We start from the raw sequence: 16,836 nt of genomic DNA, 5'->3' as shown, positions 1-16,836 counted from the left end.
CCGCCCCTGCCAGCGCCGGATCGCCTCGCGCCAGCCGCCGGCGGCTTCGAGCACGGCCGCGCGGCGCAGCACGCGGGCCTCGAGATCGCCCGCGACCGCACGCGCCTCGGCGTGCGCGCGCGCCTCGTCGAGCGGCGGATGGCGTTCTTCATGACGGCGGACGAGCTCGGCCAGCCAGCGCAGGGACAGGGAGTTCGGCGGAAATGACGTGGGCACGCGGGGTCCGGACGAAAGGTCGGCGAAGTCGGGAAGCGGAAGGATAACAACCTCGCCGGCGAAGCGCATGGACTCGACCGCCTGTGCACGGATCCGGCGCCGATCCGCCATGGCAAATGGGTTGAGCCGGGCGAGAATTGATCTCAATCAATAAACACCCAGCCAAAATCGTTAGCCTTGTGGCTTCCGCCCACCACCGGACGCGCCCATGAGTACCGACCTGTTCCATTGGACCGACGAGTTCAGCATCGGCCTGCAGGAGATCGACGAGCAGCACAAGGAGCTCGTCGAGCTGCTCAACCAGCTCCACGTCGCGATCAAGGAACACCACGGCTCGACCACCTCGCGCCAGATCCTCGACAAGCTCGCCGACTACACCCGCACCCATTTTGCGGTCGAGGAGAGCCTGATGCGGGTGTCGAATTACCCCGAATTCGCCACCCACAAGCAGAACCACGAGGACCTGATCGCCCAGGTGCAGGCCCTGCAGGACAAGCTCGACTCCGGCCAGGCGACCATCACCTTCGAACTCCTGCACTTCCTCAAGGTATGGCTCACGCGCCACATCAACGAGGCGGACAAGCGCTTCGGCGCGTATTTCGTCGAGGCCGGCGGAGCCAGCAAGTGGTCCGATCACGTCGAGCAGGCGATGAAGAAGCGCAAGTGGTGGTGGAAGTTCTGGTAAGAACGGCAGGCCAGGCCTCAGACTCCTCCACAGGCAACCCGACTCACCCTTCCGGAAACACGACGATGCAGCACACTTCCACGGTCCGACTCGCCCTCCTCGCCCTCGTCCTCGCCGGCAGCCTCGGCGCCACCGCCGCACACGCCGAAGCGCTCGCCTGCCCCACGCTGTCCACGGCGACCCAGGTCCAGCCCTGCCCGACCGAGGACGAACTCAAGTACACCTACACCGGCTACTGCAGCGACAACGCCCGCCTGTACGGCCGCGACGTGCTCACCTGCGCGAGCTTCGAGAACTACAAGGAAGTGAAGAACGTCGCACTGTGGGAGGCCGAGGGCGGCAAGTTCGACGGCTACCTGTCCTGCAACGTCGACGCGGCCTCGATCAAGGCCTCGAAGGCACAGAAGCTGAGCGTCGAGCGCGTCAAGACGCTCACCCGCGTGATCTGCGACTACGAGAACGACCACCGCCTCGTGCATCGCACCAAGTCGGAGTGCGTGGTGGAGGCCGCGGACTGCAGCGGCGCCGAGTGCAAGGCGCGCTGCGACTGAGTAAGCCGAGCCGGCCGCGGGACCGCGACGCAGGCGGCGGGACCGGAGCTCGGACGCGGGCGGCGGCGGATTCGTCCCTTCAGTCCGCGCGGCGCGGCAGCTGCCCGGTGAAGCTGCCCAGGATGGAGATCACCTCGTCCTCGGCGAGCTCGCGCACGATGAACACCAGCCGGCTGCGGCGGTCGTCGTAGGGCGCAGAATCCGGCCAGGCCGGCAGGCTGCTCGCCGGATAGACGCTGTGCTGCACGCACTGCAGTACCCGCGGCAGCGGGTCGCCGGCGACGTTGAGCAGGCCCTTGATGCGCAGGATGCGTCCGCCGTAGACCTGCAGCAGCAAGGCGAGCCCGTCGGAGAAGCCGAACCAGTCGAGCGGCTCGTCGAAGACGAGCACGAAGGCGCTCACGCCGGGGGTGTGGCGCGAGTTCTCCTGCTCCGCGGCCGTGAGAGAGTGAACGCCGGCCCCGCTCCGGCCCGGCCTGCGCCAAAGCGGCGCAACGGGCGCACGACGCGCGGCGCGCACCGCCTCCTCGCCCAGCCAGGCGGCCACGTCGGGGGTCTTGCCAGCGGGGTCGTACAGACCGCAGCCGAACACCGCCTCCGGCCCCACCTCCCCGCCCGCCACCTCGATCTGGCGCGCGCCGGGGTTGAGCGCGGCCACCAGCGCACCCACCTCGGCGCGCATCGCGTCGGCGGCCAGATCGCCCTTGGTCAGCAGCACGCGGTCGGCCATCGCGACCTGGCGCACCGCCTCGTTGTGGTGGGCGAGCTGTTCGCGCGCATGGGTGAGGTCGACCGCGGTCACCACGCCGTCGAGCCGGTAGCGCTCGGACAGGAAGGGCTCGGCCATCAGGGTGTGGATCACCGGCGCGGGGTCGGCGAGCCCGGTGGTCTCGATCAGCACCCGGCGCAAGCCCTTCAGCTCGCGCCGCAGCGCACGCATGAAGAGGCTCTTGAGCGCGCGCACCAGGTCGCCCTGCACGCTGCAGCAGATGCAGCCCGAGTCGAGCACGACCAGGCTCTCGTCCACCTTCTCCACCAGATGGTGGTCGACCCCGACGGCGCCGAACTCGTTGATCAGCACCGCGCTGCCCTCCATCTGCGGCTGGCGCAGCAGGTGGTTGAGCAGGGTGGTCTTGCCGGCACCGAGGAAGCCGGTGAGGAGGGTCACCGGAATGCGGCGGTCGACGTCGGCGGATTGCGCGGGAATGTTCATGGCGCCGCAGTGTAGCCGGCGCACCCGACGATCAGAAGCCTGCCGCGAACCCGAGCGCCGATCGCGACTTGCGTCGCTCCTACAGGCGCCACTGCAAGCGCGGTGTTTCTTGTAGGAGCGACGCGAGTCGCGATACGGCGCTGCAGATGGCAACCGACGCCGCCGAGTACATGGGCGCTGCGTCGAGACTCTCGTCGCGCCTACGGGCGGCCGGATCGCGGTGGGTGGGAAGGGGCGGTCACTGCCAGCCGCCGCCGAGCGCCTTGTAGAGTTCGACGCGGTTGGTCGCCTCGATGAGGCGCACGCCGATCAGCTCCAGTTCGGCTGCGTAGAGGCTGCGCTGGGCGTCGAGCAGGCTCAGGTAGCTGTCGACGCCACCGCGGTAGCGGGCGTCGGACAGCTTGAAGCTGTTCTGCGTCGCCGCCACCTGCTTGCGCCGGGCGTCGATGCGCTCGGCGACGGTCGCGCGCTCGGCGAGGGCGTCGGCCACTTCCCTGAACGCCGACTGGATCGCCTTCTCGTACTGGGCGACGTTGATGTCGCGCTGGATCTCGGCGAGATCCAGGCTGGCCTGGAGGCGGCCGGCCTCGAAGATCGGCAGGCGCAACTGCGGCACGAAACTCCACGCCCCCGAGCCGCCGTCGAACAGGCCATCGAGCGTGCTGCTCGCGGTGCCGGCGCTGGCGGTGAGCGTGATGCGCGGGAAGAAGGCTGCACGCGCAGCGCCGATGCTGGCATTGGCCGCGAGCAGGGCACGTTCGGCCTGCACGATGTCGGGACGGCGCGTGAGCACCTCGGAGGGCACCCCGGCGGGGAGCTCCGCCACCGTCGCAACCGCCTGCTCGAGCCCGTCCGGCAACAGCGTGTCCGGGACACCGCCGCCGACCAGTTGCGCGAGCACGTTGCGGTCCTGCGCAACCACGGTCTCGAAACGTGCCGCATCGGCACGCGCGCTCTGCAGCAGGGTCTCGGCCTGATGCACGTCGAGCGCCGACACTGCCCCCAGCTCCAAGCTGCGCCGCACGAGATCGAACGACGCCTGGCGGGTCTGCCGGGTGTTGTGCGCCAGCGCCAGGCGTTCGCGGTCTGCAGCCAGGCGAAGCCAGGCATTGGCGACTTCGGCCACCAGGCTGATCTGCGCGCTGCGGCGAGCCTCCTCGGTCGCGAGGTAGTTCTGCAGCGCCTGCTCCTCGAGGCTGCGGACGCGGCCGAAGAAATCGAGCTCGTAGCTGGCGAAGCCGAGGTTGGCCGAGTACTGGCGGCTGACGTTGGAGTCACCCGTCATGCTCAGGTCGCCCGGCACGCGCTGCGCACTCTGCCCGCCGCTGACCGCGATCGACGGGAACAGGTCCGCCTGCTGGATGCCGTACTGCGCGCGCGCGCGCTCGATGTTGAGCGCGGCGACGCGCAGGTCGCGGTTGTTCTCGAGTGCGAGCGCGATCACCTCGCGCAGGCGCTGATCGGCGAAGTAGTCGCGCCAGGCGATGGTGTCGGCCAGGGGCGCCACCACCGGGGCCGCGGTCGGCGTCGCCTGCGGGAAGGTCGCCGGCACCGGCGCCGCGGGGCGCTCGAACACCGGGATCATCGAGCAGGCGCCTAGCGTGGCGGCGGCGAGCGCCACCACCAGGCTGCGCAGCGGCGTGGCTGCACGCCCGCGACGGACGCTCGACACCGGCACCGAATCCGGCACGAGCAGGGCTTTTGCGTGGGTCTTCATCTCAACGTCCCTCCTGGGCGATCGGCGCCACGGCCTCACCCTTGGGCTTGTCCGGGAAAACGCGCTTGATCGCGACATAAAACAGCGGCACGAAGAACAGGCCGAGCAGCGTCGCGGCGATGGTGCCGCCGAGCACGCCGGTGCCGATCGCGTTCTGGCTGCCGGCGCCGGCGCCGGTGGCGATCGCCAGCGGCAGCACGCCGAAGCCAAAGGCGAGCGAGGTCATGATGATCGGGCGCAGACGCATGCGGACCGCGGTCAGCGTGGCGGAGATCAGGTCCTTGCCCTCCTCCATCTGCGCCTTGGCGAACTCCACGATCAGGATCGCGTTCTTCGACGACAGGCCGATGGTGGCGAGCAGGCCGACCTGGAAATACACGTCGTTCGACAGCCCGCGCCCGGTGGCGGCGAGCAGCGCGCCGAGCACGCCGAGCGGCACCACCAGCATCACCGCGAACGGCACCGACCAGCTCTCGTACAGCGCCGCCAGGCACAGGAACACCACCAGCAGCGACAGCGCGTACAGCGCCGGCGCCTGCGAGCCGCTGCGGCGCTCCTCATACGAGGTGCCCGACCAGTCGTAGCCGATGCCCGGCGGCATCTTCGCCATGATGTCCTCGACCGCCTGCATCGCCTCGCCGGACGACAGCCCGGGCGCGGCCTGGCCGAGCAACTCCATCGACGGCTGGCCGTTGAAGCGCTCCAGGCGCGGCGAGCCGTAGGTCCACCGTGCGGTGGCGAAGGCCGAGAACGGCACCATGTCGCCCGTCCTGTTGCGCACGTACCACTTGTCGAGGTCCTCGGGCGTCATGCGCGCGTGATCGTCGCCCTGCAGGTAGACCTTCTTGATGCGGCCGCGATCGAGGAAGTCGTTGATGTAGCTGCCACCCCAGGCGGTCGACAAGGTGTCGTTGATGTCGGCGACCGACAGCCCGAGCGCGCCGGCCTTGGCGTGGTCGATGTCGAGCTGCAGCTCGGGCATGTCTTCCTGGCCGTTCGGACGCACGCCGACCAGGCGCTTGTCCTGCGCCGCCATGCCGAGGAACTGGTTGCGCGCGGCCAGCAGGGCCTCGTGGCCGAGGCCGGAGCGGTCCTGCATCTGCACGGTGAAGCCACCCGAGGTGCCGAGTTCGATCACCGCCGGCGGCACGAAGGCGAACACCATGGCCTCGCGGATCTGCGCGAACGCGCCCATCGCGCGCCCGGCGATCGACTTGACGTCCTGGCCGGGCGCGCTGCGCTCGTCCCAGTGCTTCAGGTTCACGAAGCCGATGCCCATGTGCTGGCCGCTGCCGCCGAAGGAGAAGCCGGCGACGGTGAAGATGGCGCGCACGGTGTCCTTCTCGTTCTCGAGGAAGTGGTCCTCGACCTTCTTCAGCACCTCGAGCGTGCGCTCCTGGGTGGCGCCGGCGGGCAGCATGACCTGGTTGAACATCACGCCCTGGTCTTCCTCGGGCAGGAAGGAGGTCGGCATGCGCACGAAGAGCAGGCCGAGCACCGCGACGATGGCGAGGTAGATGGCGAGGAAGCGCACGCTGCGCTTGAGGATGCCGCCCACGCTGCGCTCGTAGCGCTGGGTGCCGTTGTGGAACTTGAGGTTGAACCAGTGGAAGAACCGGCCGAACAGGCCACCTTCGCCATGCTCGTGGCCCTTTTGCACCGGCTTGAGCATGGTGGCGCACAGCGCCGGGGTGAACACGATGGCCACCAGCACCGACAGGCCCATCGCCGACACGATGGTGATCGAGAACTGGCGGTAGATCACGCCGGTCGAGCCGCCGAAGAAGGCCATCGGCACGAACACCGCCGACAGCACCAGGCCGATGCCGACCAGCGCGCTGGTGATCTGGTCCATCGAGCGCTTGGTGGCCTCCTTGGGCGGCAGGCCCTCCTCGCTCATCACGCGCTCGACGTTCTCGACCACCACGATGGCGTCGTCCACCAGCAGGCCGATCGCCAGCACCATGCCGAACATGGTGAGCGTGTTGATCGAGAAGCCGAAGGCCGCCATCAGGCCGAAGGTGCCGAGCAGCACCACCGGGATCGCCATGGTGGGGATCAGCGTGGCGCGGAAGTTCTGCAGGAACAGGTACATCACCAGGAAGACCAGCACCACCGCCTCGATCAGCGTCATCACCACCGACTCGATCGAGATCTTGACGAAGGGCGTGGTGTCGTACGGCACGACGTACTCGACGCCTTCGGGGAAGTAGCGCTTCATCTCGTCGAGCCGGGTGCGCACCGCGGTCGCCGTGTCGAGCGCATTCGCGCCCGAGGCGAGGCGGATGCCTACGCCGGCTGCGGGCTGGCCGTTGAAGCGCGCGACGGTGCCGTAGTTCTCGGCGCCGATCTCGACGCGGGCGACGTCCTTCAGGCGCACCTCGCCGCCCTGGGTGCTGCTGCGCAGCAGGATGTCCTCGAACTCCTGCACGGTCTGCAGGCGGCTCTGCGCGGTGATGGTGGCAGTGAAGCCCTGGCCTGGCAGCGCCGGCGTGCCGCCGAGCTGGCCGGCCGAGACCTGGGTGTTCTGCGCCATCAGCGCGGCGCGCACGTCACCCGGGGTGAGGCGGTAGTTGGTGAGCCTGGCGGGGTCGATCCACACGCGCATCGCGTACTGCGCGCCGAAGACCTGCACCTCGCCCACGCCATCCACGCGCGACAGCGGGTCCTGCACCGAGGACACCAGGAAGTCGGACAGGTCGGTGCCGGTCATCGAGTTGTCCGCCGACACGAAGCCGACCACCATCAGGAAGTTCATCGCCGACTTGGCGACCGTCACCCCCTGCTGCTGCACGGCCTGCGGCAGCAGCGGCAGCGAGGTCTGCATCTTGTTCTGCACCTGCACCTGGGCGATGTCCGGGTCGGTGTCGGCGGAGAAGGTGAGCGTGGTCGAGGCGTTGCCGTAGGCGTCGCTGGTCGACTGCATGTACAGCAGGCCGTCGAGGCCGGTGAGCTTCTGCTCGATGATCTGCGTCACCGAGTCTTCCACCGCCTTGGCGGAGGCGCCGGGGTACTTGGCGTTGATGACGATCGCCGGCGGCGCGATCGACGGGTACTGGGACACCGGCAGCTGCTGGATGGACAGGGCGCCCGCCAGCATGATGACGATGGCGATGACCCACGCGAAGATGGGTCGGTCGATGAAGAAACGGGCCATGGTCGGCTACCTCACTGCGCCGCGGCGGCCGGAGCGGCCGGGGCTGCACCCGCCTCCTCGGCCTGCACGGCAACGCCGGGGCGGACCTTCTGCAGGCCCTCGATGATGATGCGCTCGCCGGCCTTCACGCCGCTGGTCACCACCCAGTTCTCGCCCAGCGACTGCGCGACCTGCACCGGACGCGCAACCACCTTGCTCTCGGCATCGACCGCCATCACCAGCGCGTTGCCGAGCGGGTCGCGGCTGAGCGCCTTGTGCGGCACCAGGATCGCGTCGCTGCGCGTGCCCTGCGGCAAACGAGCGCGCACGTACATGCCCGGCAGCAGCATGCCGTCGGCGTTGGAGAACTGCGCGCGCAGGGTCACGCTGCCGGTGCCTTCATCCACCGTCACTTCGGACAGCGCCAGGCGGCCTTCGGCGGCGTACTCGCTGCCGTCCTCGAGGATCAGCTTAACCGGCACCTCGCCCTTGGCGCCCGCCTGCAGGCGGCCGGCGGCGATCTCGCCGCGCAGGCGCAGCATGTCTGCGCTGGACTGGGTGAGGTCGACGTAGATCGGGTCGAGCTGCTGCACGGTGGCGAGCGCCTGCGTCTGGTTGGCGGTGACCAGCGCGCCCGGCGTCACCGCCGAGCGTCCGATGCGCCCGGAGATCGGCGACTTGAGGCGGGTGTAGTCGAGGTCGATGCGCGCCTTGTCGAGCGCCGCCTTCGCCGCGGCGACCTCGGCCTGGGCCTGCTTCAGCGCGGCCTGGGTGTCGTCGTTGGCCTGCTTGCTGACAGCGTCGATCTTGACCAGCCCGGCGTGGCGTTCGGCCTTGATGCGCGCGACCTGGGCATTGGCCTCGGCACGGGCGAGCGCCGCCTTGGCGCTGTCGTGGGCAGCCTGGTAGGGGGCGTCGTCGATGCGGTAGAGCACCTGCCCGGCCTTGACCTCGCTGCCCTCGTCGAAGGCGCGCTGGGTGAGGATGCCGGTGACTTGCGGGCGCAGCTCGGCGATCAGATAGGGCGTGGTGCGGCCGGGCAGCTCGGTCACCATCGGCACGCTGCCGCTGGCGACCGTCATCACGGTCACCGCCGGCGCCTGCGGCGGCGCCCCGGCGCCCGGCGCGCCGCCCTGTTGTTCCTTGCCTCCGCTGCAGGCGGCCAGGACCAGGGCGCTCAGCGCCACCGCAGCCGCGGACCTGAAAAGGGGTTGGGAGCTTGTCTTCATTGGAGCCTCGTGAACGCGAGAAACGACGACACCGGCGTGCGACTGTTGATCGCTGGCCGACATCCCGCTCATTAGAATGGTTATTCTAGATCGAACGCTCATTCTATGTTATGGTTTGCTGCATCGCAAGATTTTTAAGGACATCGTCCCGCCCCGGTGGTTCATCGCCGGCGGGAGTGAAGGCCTGACCGGAGCAGCATGCAGATCACGGACCCCACGCCCCACACTACCGAAGCCTCGCGCGCCACCGCCCGTCGCCAGCAGATCCTCGCCGCCGCCGCGCAGTGCTTCCGCGAGCACGGCTTTCATGGCGCCAGCATCGCACGGATCTCGAAGATCGCGGGCATGAGCGCCGGCCATATCTACCACTACTTCGAGAACAAGGAGGCGATCATCGCCGCGATCGTGGCGCAGGATCTTGAAACCCTGCTGACCCTGACCGCCGAGCTGCGCGCCGCCTGCAACGTACGCCATGCCTTGATCGAACGCGCCGCCGAAGGCGTGCTGGATCAGCTCGACCCCGACAGCGCAGCGCTGAAGGTGGAGATCGTCGCCGAGGCCGCGCGCAACTCACACGTGGCGCAGATCGTCCGCGAGGCCGACGCCACCTGTCGGCGCGAACTGATGGTCACCATCCGCGCCATCCGCAGCGCCGCCGGCCACGACGACACGCCGGAAGCAACTGCCGACATGGTCGAAGTGCTCGCAGCCCTGTTCGAAGGCCTGCTGCTGCGCACGATCCGCAACCCCGAGCTCGACCGCAAGCACGTGGCGCAGCGCATCCAGCTCGCCATCAACGATCTGCTCGACCAGCCGGGCTGAGCTTCCGGCACCAGGCATCCCCTCGGCTTGACGAACGCATGACCAAGTCCTAGACCAGTCATAGCGGCGCACTGCTCTCGCGCCGCGCAACGGCAAAGGACCACAACAACGTCCCGACGGAGACCCAAATGAACAGACTGCTCGCCTGCGCGGCGGCGGCACTGCTGCTGAGTGCCTGCGCATCCACCGAGAAAGAACTTGCCGACAAGGGCATGAAGCCGCTCGACGCGGCGAAGGTCCGCACCCTGCTGTCCGGCAACACTGCAACCGGCACCACCGCGTCCGGCAGCGGCTTCATGATCTACAACGCCCCCGACGGCACCACGCGCGGCAAGAGCGGCAACAGCAGCGACACCGGCAAGTGGGACGTCACCGCCGACGGCCAGCACTGCAACCATTGGACCTCCTGGCGCGGCGGCGAGCGGCGCTGCGCGCGGCTGTACGAGGCGGACGGCGAAATCCGCTATTTCGACGGCGGCAACTACGCTGGCCGCTTCAAGATCGAGCAGGGCAATCCCTACAAGCTCTGAGAATCAATGGGGTCGGACTCGATGATCGTCCCGGTCGGCGACCGATCGAGTCCAACCCCACTGAATCCGGGCCTTACAGGTAGCCGAGCTTCCCCGGCAGCCACAGCGCGAGCTGCGGGAACACGATCATCAGCGTCAGCCCGGCACCCATCGCCAGCACCAGCCAGATCACCCACTTGAAGGTCTCCTCCATGCCGATCCCGGCGATGCGCGAGGTGATCATCAGGGAGATCGCCATCGGCGGGGTGAACTGGCCGATGGCGAGGTTGATCGTCATCATCACCCCGAACCACACCAGGTCCCAGCCCATCGCCACCGCGATCGGCACCAGCAGCGGCAGCAGGATCAGGAAGATCGAGATCGCGTCGAGGAACATCCCCGCCGCGAGCAGCAGCAGGTTGATCGACAGCAGCATCAGCCATTCACTGGAGTGCAGGCCGACCAGCGCCTTCGCCGCGGCGTCGAAGATGCCCAGCGTGTTGCCCGCCCAGGCGAATACCGAGGCGATGCCGATGATCATCAGCACCACCGCCGACAGCTCGCCGGCCTCGACCAGCACGCGGAACAGGCCCCTGAAGCTGATGCTGCGATACACCACCATGCCGACGAAGATGCCGTAGGCCACCGCCACCACCGCCGCCTCGGTGGGCGTGAAGATGCCGGTGCGCAGGCCGCCGAGGATGATCACCGGCGCCAGCAGGCCCCAGATCGCCTCGATGAAGCTCTTGCCGAGCGGCGGGCGCGCGGCCTTGTAGTCGCGGCCGAAGCCGTACTTGCGGCTGATCACGATCGCCGGCACGAGCAGGCACAGTGCGGCGACGATGCCGGGGAACAGGCCCGCGGCGAACAGCGCCGGCACGGTCGCCGCCGGCACCATCACGCTGTAGACGATGAAGGCCACCGAGGGCGGGATCACGATCGCGGTCGAACCCGAGGCGGCGATCAGGCCCGCCGAGAAGCCCTTCGGGTAGCCGCGCGCGATCATCGACGGCAGCATCACCGCCGCCACCGCTGCGGCATCCGCCGGGCCCGAACCGGAGATGCCACCGAGCAGCATCGACACCAGCACCGCCACCACCGCCAGCGAGCCGGTCCATTCGCCCACGATCGCGGTGACGAAGCGCACCAGGCGGATGGCCACGCCGGAGCGCTCGAAGATCATGCCGGCGAGGATGAACATCGGGATCGCCAGCAGCGGGTACTTGGCGATGCCGGCGTAGATGTTGGTCGGCACCGCGAGCTGGTCGAAGCCGGCCATCGCGAGCACGGCGATGCTGGCCACGCCCAGGCCGGTGGCAAGCGGCATGCCCGCGAGCAGTGCGAGCAGGAAAAGGCCGATGAGCACGCTGCCGATCATGCCCGCCCCCGCACCCGGGTCAGCACCAGGCGCAGCACCAGCGCCGCCGCCAGCACCGGCATCCACACCGTGTACCACCACTGCGGCACGCCCAGCGCGGGCGAGGTTTCTTCAAACCGGTACTGGTCCCAGGTGAGCTTGCCGGCGTAGAAGGCGATGAAGGCGAACAGGCTGGCGGTGACCGCGAACGACAGCCAGTCGGCGAACGCGCGCAAGCCCGGTGGCAGCTTGCGGACGAAGAAATCGACGCGGATGTGGCGATCGAAGGCGAAGGCGGCCGAGGAACCCAGGAAGGACAGCACGATCAGCAGCGCGATCGAGAACTCCTCGGTCGCAGCGAAGGACTGCGAGGTGAAGTAGCGCGCCAGCACGTTGCCGAAGGTGATCAGCACGATCAGCCCCATGACGGTGCCGGAGAGGATCTGCTCGATCGTGTAGGAGGCGGGGGATTCGGCGTCGTGCGGGGGTGATTCGATATTCATGGGTTCAGGGTGCCTTCAATGGAAAAAGGCCGGACAGCCCGACTTCGGTACTGTCCGGCCCGCGCACTGCGGGTGCGGATCAGCGCTTGGCGATGTCTTCCTCGGCCTGCTTGACGAGGTCGGCGCCGATCTTCTCGGCCCACTCCTTGTACACGCCCGCGGTGGCCTGGCGGAAGGCGTCGCGCTCGGCATCGGTCAGGCGCACCACGGCCACGCCGTTGGCCTCGATCTCCTTCAGCAGCGCGTCGTCGGCCGCCGAGATGCCGGCGCGCGCGCGCGCGATCTCTTCCTTCGCAGCCTGCTGCGCGGCCTCGGACACGGCCTTGCGGTCGGCCTCGGACCACGAGTTCCACACGGACTTGTTCACCACGAAGATCAGCGGGTCGGCGACGTAGCCCCACAGGGTCAGGTTCTTCTGCCCCACGGTGTGCAGCTTGGCGGCGTTGAACACCGCGAGCGGGTTCTCCTGGCCGTCGACCGCGCCGGTCGCCATCGCCGGCTGGGCGTCGGCCCAGCTCATCTGCGTCGGGTTGGCGCCGAGCGCGTTGAAGGTGGCGAGGAAGAGCGGGGAACCGACCACGCGCATCTTCATGCCCTTGACGTCCTCGGGCGTGCGGATCGGCTTCTTCGAGTTGGAGACCTCGCGGAAACCGTTCTCGCCCCAGGCCAGCGGCACCACGTCGCGCTCGGCGAGGATGTCGAACATCTTCTTGCCGACGCGGCCCTGGGTGAGCGCGTCGATCGCCTTGTGGTCGGGCATCAGGAAGGGCAGCGCGAACAGGTTGAGCTCCTTGACCTGCGGCGACCAGTTGATCGTGGAGCCGACCGCCATGTCGATGATGCCCTGGCGCAGCGCGGTGAATTCCTTGGTCTGGTCGCCCGACACCAGCGAAGTGCCCGGATACACCTTGATCTTGATGCGGCCTTCGGTCTTCTCTGCGACCAGGTCGGCCCAGCGCTTGGCGCCCCAGCCCCACGGGAAGGCCTCGCCGAGCACCGTGGAGAGCTTGTACTCGTCCTTGTACTGCTGGGCCGTGGCCGGCATCGAGAAACCGAGCGCGGTCGAGGCGAACAGGCCGGCGATGAGGGCGGTGAAGCGGCGTTTCTGCATGAGGCGTCTCCGTATTGTGCTTGTTTTTCCGGCTGCGCGGCACACGGTGCGGGCCTCCGGAGGATGGGAAGGAGGGTCGATTCTACAAACCGGAGGCCCCCACGGCCAGCGCGGAGACGGCGGGCCGATCGAGCGTGGGCTTCGGGCGCGGGACGCGGCCGGGGGCGGCGCTTCGTTTCAAGGCCACAATTGCGACTTGCGTGGCGCAGCCAGGGGCGTCGGGGGAGCGGCGTCGGATGGGCGTCGGGAGGGGGCGTCGGGCACTCGCCATGCGCGCGGCGGTTCATTGACCGCCGCGATCGCGACTTGCGTCGCTCCTACAAAAACCGCCACGCCCAGGGCTCCCCTGTAGGAGCGACGCAAGTCGCGATCGCAGCGCTCGAAACCCGCGCGTGCCGCTATTCCCGCGCACCGCCCTGCGCGAGCACCCGCCCGAGGAACTCCACCAGCCGCCCGACGTGGTGCTCGAGGTCGACGAAGGATTCGTGGTCGCCCGACAACGTCATCAGCTCGACCGGCGTATCGCCACGCATCGCGTAGATCTGCATGGCCTCGTCGATCGGCACCACCTCGTCGTCCGCGCCATGCACCAGCAGCACCGGGCGGCGAATGCGGGCGATGGTGTTCACCGGCGCGATGTCGTCGAAGCGGTGGCCGATCGTCTTCTGCACGTAGTCGAGGATGTAGCGCCCCAACGGCTTCTCGGGGATGCGCTTGCCCGCCAGCCAGCGCCGCATCATCGCCGCCGGATGCGAGAACGCCGCCACGCTCACCACCGCCGCCACCTGCGGCCTGCGCGAGGCCGCGAACAGCACCGCGCCCGCCCCGACCGAATGGCCGAGCAGCGCGATGCGCGCCGGATCCACCCCGGGCTGCGCCGCCAGCCACGCGAAGGCGTGCTCGGCGTCCTCGGCAAAGCGCGGCAGCGAGGCGAAGCTGTCGTCGTCGCTTGCGCCGTGGCAGCGCGCGTCGACGAACAGCATCGCGTAGCCGGCCTCGTGCAGCGGGCGGGCGAGCGGCAGCATCAGCGCCGCATTGCCGCCCCAGCCGTGCATCACCACCACGGCCGGTGCGGATTCGAACTCGGCACGAGCGTCATCGCGCTCGCCGTCCGCAAGGTCCGCGCCCGGGCTTGCAGCGTGGTCCGATCCATCACAGGCGCTCCCCGGCGCCGGAATGAACCACGCATGCAGCGACTTCCCATGCTCGGTGCCGATGCGCAGCGTCTCGAACGCCAGCCCGAGCGCGCCCGGATCGGTGTGATGCGGCACCCGCGGCGCCGCCAGGCCCTTGCGGATCCCCCAATGCACCAGCGCCCGCCCGCCGGCGAGCGTGGCGGCGCCGGCGGTGAAGGCTGCGATCAGTCCGGGTGCGCCCATGCCGTTTGCTCCTCAGGCCGCCTGCAGCAGAAACTCGACCTTCACGGCATCGAACGGAAACTCGATCCGCCCATCTTCAGTGCGCAACAGCACGCCGGCATCGAGCAGGGCGGTGACGTCACCATGCACCGCCTTGACGTCGCGCCCGACCCGGCGCGCGGCCTCGCGGATCGACACCGGACCCGCCGCACACAAGGCCTTCAGCAACTCCCAGCGCTTGGCGCTCAAGACTTTCCAGAGCAGTTCGGGTGTCGCGAAGGCGATCCGCACCTGAGCGTCACCCCGCCCGGTTTTCATTGCCCGCGCGGCGTCCGCCAGCGTGTCCGTCAGGCTGCGCACTTCAAGAACGACCGTGTTCATGGTTCCACCTCGCAATGTCCGCTCCGAAGTCACGGGTGAGTTGATCCGGATCGGAAAAGACGTATTCCGCTTCCGTGTCGCCGTAATGTCGGTAATCGCCCTTGCCACGCTCGTTGTCGTAGCGCAGACCACACTCGCCACCGACCACGTAGGCCAGGCGGTACTTGAACGGATGCCCGGAAGGCGGCACCGGCTCCGGAACCCGCCACACGGCGATCTCTGCAAAAGCATCCGGCGCGAGCACGACCCGACGGCGGATCAAGGGAGTCGCTTTCATGTTGGACATATTGACAACATCAAAGGATGTTGTCAAAGACAACAACATTCAGCTCTGGAGACCCGCCCACCACAGCCGTGCGCGCAAGCCCCAGCCGGTGGCGTAGCCGAGCGACACCGAGCGGATCTTGCCGGCCGGGTCGACGATGACGAAGGCCGGCACGCCGCGCAGGCCGTAGGCCTCGGCAATGCGGCCGTCGGCGTCGATGGCGGTGGTCCAGGCCAGGCCGCGCTCGGCGAGCACGCCTGTCACCTCCGCCGCGCCGCCCGACTGCATGGCGACGGTGAGCACCGGGTGGTCCGCCTGCACGCCATCGATCGTGCCCTGCTGTGCAGTGCAGATCGGGCACCAGTCGGCCCAGAAATACACCCCGACCGCCTTGCCCGGATGCGCGGCGCGCCATTCGGCGAGGCTGAGCCCGCGGCCGTCGGCGGCGACGGTGGCGAAATCCGGCGCGAGGCCGGCCGGGACGTCGCGCGCCATCCAGGCCTGCACCGCGAAAAAGATGACGACGAAGATGCCGATCTCCACGCCCCAACGCCGCCAGCGCGGTGGCTTGCGGACGGGCTCGGCCGTTTCGCACTCGGCGTTCGCGGGCGAGCGTGCGCCGGCGCCCTCCGCTTCCGCATGCGGCGCCGGCGCAGGTCGTGAATCTCCCATGTCGTCGGTCGGCTTCGTCATCGCGGATCGATCCAGCGCAGCCCGCCCGCCTCGCGCTCGAACAGGCGCCAGCCGCCAGCGGCGTTGCACAGGCCGTAGATGAAGGGCTGCGCATCGCGCCCGGGGGTGAGGAAGCGCAGGTCCTTGAAGCTGGCGCATGCCTGGCCGTCGCCCGCCTCGCCGGCGTGGTCGAGCACCGGGAACATCGCAAACCAGCGGTAGAAGGCGAAGTCCTCCGCGTTCCATACCTGCTCGGCGAGCGCGCGCGTGCTGCCGGTGCCGAAGCGCTCGCGCACCTCCCACTGCGCCATCGCCACCGGCAGGTAGGGCGCGGAGAAGCGGCGGATGAAGTTGTCTTCCGCGGTGGCGAGGAGCGGTTCGCTGCGCCGGGTGTTGAGGTGGGCGTAGTGGTAGCGCTCGCCGTCGAACACGATCGCGGTCCAGTTGAAGGGCGAGGCCGGGCGCGGCGCGGCGTCCACCTCGACCGCGGCGATGCCCTTGGCCGCGGCGTAGGCGCGCGCGGCGTCGATCGCCTCGGCGCGCCCCATCGCCTGCACGCCCACCCAGCCGGCGAGCAGGACCAGCGCCGCCGTCGCCGGCACGCGGCTGCTGCGCCATAGCGCGCTCGCGAGCAGGCCGGCGAGGAGGATGCCGGTGAAGGGCAGGTCGATGATGAAGCTCGTACCCCAGCCGAAGCGGTGGTCGGAGAAGGGCGCCAGGATCATGGTGCCGAACTGGGTGATGAGGTCGCCGAGGATGTGCACGAAGATCGCCGCGCACACCACCGGATAGAAGCTGCGCCAGCCCGCCGCCACCCGTCCGCCGCGCCGCCAGAAGCGCGCCAGCAGCCAGGCGATCAGCACGCCCCACAGCGGCAGCAGGATGAGCGAGTGGGTGACGCCGCGGTGGCCGCGCAGGTAGGTGAGCTCGGAGATCCAGCCGAGCACGAAGTCGAGGTCGGGGAAGATCGCCGCCGCGGTGCCGGCGACCACCATCTGCCAGACCGGCACCGGCGCTGCGTTCGCCGCCCGGGTGCCGGCAGCAGGCCGACGCGAGGCCAGCATGCGGCCGACGAGGGCGCCGGAGAGGGCGTGGGTGAGGGTATCCATCG

16 protein-coding genes and 1 pseudogene are annotated in these 16,836 nt (G+C 69.0%); 4 read left to right on the top strand and 13 right to left on the bottom strand.

Annotated elements, in window-relative coordinates; all coding sequences use genetic code 11:
* Positions 1 to 285, bottom strand: a pseudogene (locus tag C665_RS00825) (DUF2868 domain-containing protein); the annotation flags it as partial.
* 139 nt (positions 286 to 424) lie between these two features.
* Here C665_RS00825 and C665_RS00820 point away from each other — a divergent pair.
* Positions 425 to 901 (top strand): bacteriohemerythrin, encoded by a 477-nt coding sequence (locus C665_RS00820; RefSeq protein ID WP_004265753.1) that lies wholly within the window; start codon positions 425 to 427, stop codon positions 899 to 901.
* 65 nt (positions 902 to 966) lie between these two features.
* The gene (locus C665_RS00815) at positions 967 to 1,452 is read left to right on the top strand and encodes a hypothetical protein (RefSeq protein WP_004265751.1); all 486 of its coding nucleotides are present in this window, start codon (positions 967 to 969) and stop codon (positions 1,450 to 1,452) included.
* Positions 1,453 to 1,531: 79 nt separating this feature from the next.
* Here C665_RS00815 and C665_RS00810 read toward each other — a convergent pair whose 3' ends face one another.
* The 4 genes from C665_RS00810 to C665_RS00795 form a co-directional block, all read right to left on the bottom strand.
* Positions 1,532 to 2,665, bottom strand: a complete 1,134-nt coding sequence (locus tag C665_RS00810) for a CobW family GTP-binding protein (RefSeq protein WP_004265747.1) — start codon at positions 2,663 to 2,665, stop codon at positions 1,532 to 1,534.
* A 238-nt stretch (positions 2,666 to 2,903) separates the two neighbouring features.
* On the bottom strand, positions 2,904 to 4,382 hold the full coding sequence (gene adeC / locus C665_RS00805) for an AdeC/AdeK/OprM family multidrug efflux complex outer membrane factor (protein WP_004265744.1): 1,479 nt from the start codon (positions 4,380 to 4,382) through the stop codon (positions 2,904 to 2,906).
* A 1-nt stretch (position 4,383) separates the two neighbouring features.
* Positions 4,384 to 7,539 carry an efflux RND transporter permease subunit gene (locus C665_RS00800; protein WP_004265742.1) on the bottom strand — a complete coding sequence of 1,052 codons (3,156 nt, stop codon included), beginning with the start codon at positions 7,537 to 7,539 and terminating at the stop codon, positions 4,384 to 4,386.
* A gap of 11 nt (positions 7,540 to 7,550) precedes the next feature.
* Positions 7,551 to 8,747, bottom strand: a complete 1,197-nt coding sequence (locus C665_RS00795; RefSeq protein WP_040828173.1) for an efflux RND transporter periplasmic adaptor subunit — start codon at positions 8,745 to 8,747, stop codon at positions 7,551 to 7,553.
* 198 nt (positions 8,748 to 8,945) lie between these two features.
* On the opposite strand from C665_RS00795, the gene C665_RS00790 reads away from it, so the two are divergent.
* Together C665_RS00790 and C665_RS00785 are read left to right on the top strand one after the other, a co-directional pair.
* The gene (locus tag C665_RS00790; protein WP_004265737.1) at positions 8,946 to 9,569 is read left to right on the top strand and encodes a TetR/AcrR family transcriptional regulator; all 624 of its coding nucleotides are present in this window, start codon (positions 8,946 to 8,948) and stop codon (positions 9,567 to 9,569) included.
* Positions 9,570 to 9,697: 128 nt separating this feature from the next.
* Entirely contained in the window at positions 9,698 to 10,099 is a 402-nt protein-coding gene (locus tag C665_RS00785; RefSeq protein ID WP_004265734.1) for a DUF995 domain-containing protein, read from the top strand.
* 73 nt (positions 10,100 to 10,172) lie between these two features.
* Here the strand turns inward: C665_RS00785 and C665_RS00780 are convergent, their stop codons facing one another.
* The 8 genes from C665_RS00780 to C665_RS00745 all read right to left on the bottom strand — a co-directional run bounded on the left by C665_RS00780 (position 10,173) and on the right by C665_RS00745 (position 16,834).
* The gene (locus C665_RS00780) at positions 10,173 to 11,456 is read right to left on the bottom strand and encodes a TRAP transporter large permease (protein WP_004265733.1); all 1,284 of its coding nucleotides are present in this window, start codon (positions 11,454 to 11,456) and stop codon (positions 10,173 to 10,175) included.
* The gene (locus C665_RS00775; RefSeq protein WP_004265732.1) at positions 11,453 to 11,938 is read right to left on the bottom strand and encodes a TRAP transporter small permease; all 486 of its coding nucleotides are present in this window, start codon (positions 11,936 to 11,938) and stop codon (positions 11,453 to 11,455) included. The genes C665_RS00780 and C665_RS00775 overlap by 4 nt, the downstream gene beginning before the upstream one ends.
* A gap of 79 nt (positions 11,939 to 12,017) precedes the next feature.
* A complete protein-coding gene (locus C665_RS00770; RefSeq protein WP_004265731.1) occupies positions 12,018 to 13,049 on the bottom strand; it encodes a DctP family TRAP transporter solute-binding subunit in 1,032 nt (343 codons plus the stop codon).
* Positions 13,050 to 13,447: 398 nt separating this feature from the next.
* The gene (locus C665_RS00765; RefSeq protein ID WP_004265730.1) at positions 13,448 to 14,428 is read right to left on the bottom strand and encodes an alpha/beta hydrolase; all 981 of its coding nucleotides are present in this window, start codon (positions 14,426 to 14,428) and stop codon (positions 13,448 to 13,450) included.
* A gap of 12 nt (positions 14,429 to 14,440) precedes the next feature.
* Positions 14,441 to 14,788 (bottom strand): HVO_A0114 family putative DNA-binding protein, encoded by a 348-nt coding sequence (locus C665_RS00760; RefSeq protein WP_004265728.1) that lies wholly within the window; start codon positions 14,786 to 14,788, stop codon positions 14,441 to 14,443.
* On the bottom strand, positions 14,769 to 15,074 hold the full coding sequence (locus C665_RS00755; RefSeq protein ID WP_086010179.1) for a toxin-antitoxin system TumE family protein: 306 nt from the start codon (positions 15,072 to 15,074) through the stop codon (positions 14,769 to 14,771). Before C665_RS00755 ends, C665_RS00760 begins: the two co-directional genes overlap by 20 nt.
* Before the next feature lie 39 nt (positions 15,075 to 15,113).
* Positions 15,114 to 15,746 carry a redoxin family protein gene (locus C665_RS00750; RefSeq protein ID WP_004265725.1) on the bottom strand — a complete coding sequence of 211 codons (633 nt, stop codon included), beginning with the start codon at positions 15,744 to 15,746 and terminating at the stop codon, positions 15,114 to 15,116.
* Positions 15,743 to 16,834 carry a metal-dependent hydrolase gene (locus C665_RS00745; protein WP_004265724.1) on the bottom strand — a complete coding sequence of 364 codons (1,092 nt, stop codon included), beginning with the start codon at positions 16,832 to 16,834 and terminating at the stop codon, positions 15,743 to 15,745. Before C665_RS00745 ends, C665_RS00750 begins: the two co-directional genes overlap by 4 nt.
* Positions 16,835 to 16,836 lie beyond the last annotated feature (2 nt).

This window comes from Thauera aminoaromatica S2, from assembly GCF_000310185.1.
Lineage (GTDB): Bacteria > Pseudomonadota > Gammaproteobacteria > Burkholderiales > Rhodocyclaceae > Thauera > Thauera aminoaromatica.
The sequence above is the reverse complement of the archived record's forward strand: the minus strand, read 5'-3'. Positions and strand labels throughout refer to the sequence as shown.